The following is a 3,133-nucleotide window of genomic DNA, read 5'->3' as shown; positions in this document are numbered from 1 at the left end:
TAGAGCAATACACTTTTAATGTATGGGTCCTGGGTTCGAGTCCCAGCGGGATCACCAAAAGGTTCAGAGATATCTCTGAACCTTTTTTGTTTTGCGGCTATTCTATTTTTTATAATCTTTATTGAATGATTCAAAAAAATAAACGATTATGATGAAATACTACTGCCTTGTATTTTTATGCTATTTCTCCAACCTTTTTGAAAACAAAGCCTGTGAATGTCCACCACCCGTAATGGATGCCCAAAAGGCCTTTCCTCAATATAAGTATGTGTTTGAAGTCGTTTGTGAGAGTTCAAATGGTGATTATCCTTGGAACTATACTTTAAACATATTGAAATGGTACAAGGGGAGAAGCTGGAAGTTGAGACTCCATAGTGAGGCCGATGGCTGTGGCAAATTACCTAAAATTGGTAAACGCTGGTTGGTATTTACTAACAACCTTGAGGATGCATCTATCATTAATATGTGTTCGCCGTCCATTGGTTATCTTGATGATATGCCACCGCTATTGCGCAAGAGCACAACCGTAAAAATGAAGATTTTTTATATCAAAAAACACGTCAGCCGAAATATACTACTATATAACAAAATGAGAGCCGATTTGGAGCGGCTCTCATTGAAGACTTTAATGCAAAATACGAAACGTTAGTTCTTTTAATTTATCGCCATCTGAGCTTGAGCTGGACTCTATTCCTTTGGCTTGTAGCTCTATTTTTTTGATGTCGTGAATAATTTGTATGACTTTAGGTAAATTGTAATTCCTGATGGTTTGAACGTAGTCTTTGGCAAAGAATGGATTAATCCCTAAGAAGCTTGCCAAGCCTTTGTCTGATTTGTCCGAATGTGTGTGTGCTAATAATACCTTGCTGAAGAAATTATACATCAACAATACCATGGGAGCCAAAGGATTGTCTTTGGGGTTGGAGGCAAAAAACTGTACAATTTGATTTGCTTTTAATACATCCCTTTGAATAAGTGCCTTCTGAAATTCAAAATAATTATATTCTTTGCTAATACCTACAAACCTCTCCACCACGGCAGCGTTGATTTCTTCATCAATTTTGAGATTAATGATAATTTTGTCTATCTCCGAAGCCAGTCGTTTAAGATCATTTCCGACATTTTCTACCAACATTTGCACAGCTTTTGGGCTGATTTTTACACCAGATTCATGACAATATTCGATTACCCAATCTGGGATTTTGTTATCATACATCTTTTTGGATGTCATAACAGTCCCAGCCTGATCCATGGCCTTTATCCAAGCTTTTCTTTCATCAATCGAATCCTTACTGGCTAATACAAGAATTGTTGAGTTCAAAGGATTTTTGGCATAGTTTTCAAGAAGAGATTGCATCTCTTTTTGTTCAATACCTTGAATGCTTTGCGCCTCTTTTACGATTACGACTTGTTTTTCGGACATCATCGGGAATCTTTTGGCATACGACAGAATACTAGGAATAGTATGATCTTTGCCATAGATGATGTATTGGTTAAATCCTTTATCGGCTTGAGATAGGGCATTTTCCTCAATAAAATCAACAATCTTGTCGATGAAATAAGGTTCATCTCCATGTAATACATAAATAGGCTGGAAGTGTTTTTTTTTCACTTCCTTGAAGACTTCAGCAAATAGTTTGGGCATAAAATTAGATGGGCTTGGACCCTTAAATACTTCGATTCTCCTGCACGTTTAATTAAACTAGGTACAAAGATAAAAATTCTTGTTTGGCAATACTATAAATCTAGCATTCCCTTTTCTATATACTCGGTACAAAATTGCTGGATTTCGGGAAAAAATTGAAAAAAGTCTTCTTCAAACAAAGGATAATTTTTTTCGATTACTTCAGTTGCATTTTCTATCCCCGACTGATAACTAATTCGAGAGGCAATTCCTTTTAAAGACCACCTCAAGCCATCTAGGTTTGAATAGTTGGTCAACCAATCGCGTGTGGTCATTGAGATAACCATTCTATCTAATGCAGAGGGTATTTCATCTTCCCTTTTACGTAGTAAGTCGTAAAAGGACATACTAAAATCCTCGAGAGCAATGTCTGAAAAATGATGAAAGTTTTTGGCAAAAATATGATCATAAAACATATCTATCACAATGCCTGAAAACTTATGAAAATGTGGTCTTACCCGCGAAATGCTCTTTTTAACAACAGGATGACTATCGGTAAAAGTATCTATTTGACGATGGAGTTTTAGTCCCAAAATTACCTCTTTTGAATATAGGGTTTGATCTAATTTTTGTAGGTTGCCTTTGACATAATCTCCTAAGAAATTTCCTAGAATAATGTCTTCATTATCCCCCGATAAAAATATATGTGATAAGTAGTTCAACTTTTTACAGAATTTTGACGTTGATTGCTTATAAAGTTAAGGAAAAAAGGATTACGTTTGTAATATAAAAAGATTCATAAAAGTTTCTTTGAGAGGACATCATTAGGCTTGCCGATGAAGCAGATGATTTGTTTTGTACTATTTGAAATCGGCACAAACATTTATAAATAATGGAAATTTCAAACGCGAAAGTCGTGTCATTGACTTATCAGTTGACAGTGACAGACAAAAACGGTGACCGTGAATTAGTTGAAACAGTAGAGCAAGATCATCCAATGGTATTTATCCACGGAATGAGTGGTTTGCCAGAGGCATTCGAAGATAAAATAGCTGGTTTGACAGCTGGAGCAACTTTTGAATTCTCAATTCCTGCTGAAGATGGCTATGGCGAATATGACCCAGCTGCTGTAGTTGATTTACCTAAAGATATTTTTAAGGTAGATGGCGAGTTGGTAGAGGAAATGTTGGAAGTGGGTAATTTCCTGCCAATGACCGACGATCGCGGGAATCGTTTGCAAGGTCAAATCATCGAAGTTGGTGACGACTTTGTTAGAATGGATTTTAATCACCCATTAGCTGATAAAGAAATGTTCTTTAGTGGTTCTATTATTAGCGTTAGAGAGGCTACCGAATCTGAGCTAGATCACGGTCATGTTCATGGAGAAGGTGGAGTTCATCACTAAAATCTCCTCGATGAGTTGGAGCTTAAGATGATTTAACTTACTATGCTCTGTAATAGGCTCGATGCTTTAAGCCGTAAGCAAAAAGAATAATTGTGTTTTTATCG

4 protein-coding genes are annotated in these 3,133 nt (G+C 36.3%); 2 read left to right on the top strand and 2 right to left on the bottom strand.

From position 1 onward, the window contains the following. Positions 1–148: 148 nt before the first annotated feature. A complete protein-coding gene (locus ACOVQ4_RS22085; RefSeq protein WP_421822756.1) occupies positions 149–649 on the top strand; it encodes a hypothetical protein in 501 nt (166 codons plus the stop codon). Here ACOVQ4_RS22085 and holA read toward each other — a convergent pair. Both holA and ACOVQ4_RS22075 read right to left on the bottom strand, forming a co-directional pair. Then, the gene (gene holA, locus ACOVQ4_RS22080) at positions 626–1,645 is read right to left on the bottom strand and encodes a DNA polymerase III subunit delta (RefSeq protein ID WP_421822755.1); all 1,020 of its coding nucleotides are present in this window, start codon (positions 1,643–1,645) and stop codon (positions 626–628) included. The genes ACOVQ4_RS22085 and holA overlap by 24 nt on opposite strands. Before the next feature lie 92 nt (positions 1,646–1,737). Next, a complete protein-coding gene (locus ACOVQ4_RS22075; RefSeq protein WP_421822754.1) occupies positions 1,738–2,346 on the bottom strand; it encodes an ACP phosphodiesterase in 609 nt (202 codons plus the stop codon). A 170-nt stretch (positions 2,347–2,516) separates the two neighbouring features. Here ACOVQ4_RS22075 and ACOVQ4_RS22070 point away from each other — a divergent pair, with 170 nt between their 5' ends. Continuing rightward, on the top strand, positions 2,517–3,029 hold the full coding sequence (locus ACOVQ4_RS22070) for an FKBP-type peptidyl-prolyl cis-trans isomerase (RefSeq protein WP_421822753.1): 513 nt from the start codon (positions 2,517–2,519) through the stop codon (positions 3,027–3,029). Positions 3,030–3,133: the final 104 nt, after the last annotated feature.

Origin of the sequence: Flectobacillus sp., assembly GCF_049240685.1 — a bacterium.
Lineage (GTDB): Bacteria > Bacteroidota > Bacteroidia > Cytophagales > Spirosomataceae > Flectobacillus.
This window is presented reverse-complemented; position numbering and strand designations above follow the sequence as displayed.

Bases quoted from the DNA above. Each gene is read 5' to 3' on its own strand.
- ACOVQ4_RS22070 (WP_421822753.1), top strand. From the start codon at position 2,517: ATGGAAATTTCAAACGCGAAAGTCGTGTCATTGACTTATCAGTTGACA.
- holA (WP_421822755.1), bottom strand. From the start codon at position 1,645: ATGCCCAAACTATTTGCTGAAGTCTTCAAGGAAGTGAAAAAAAAACAC.
- ACOVQ4_RS22085 (WP_421822756.1), top strand. From the start codon at position 149: ATGATGAAATACTACTGCCTTGTATTTTTATGCTATTTCTCCAACCTT.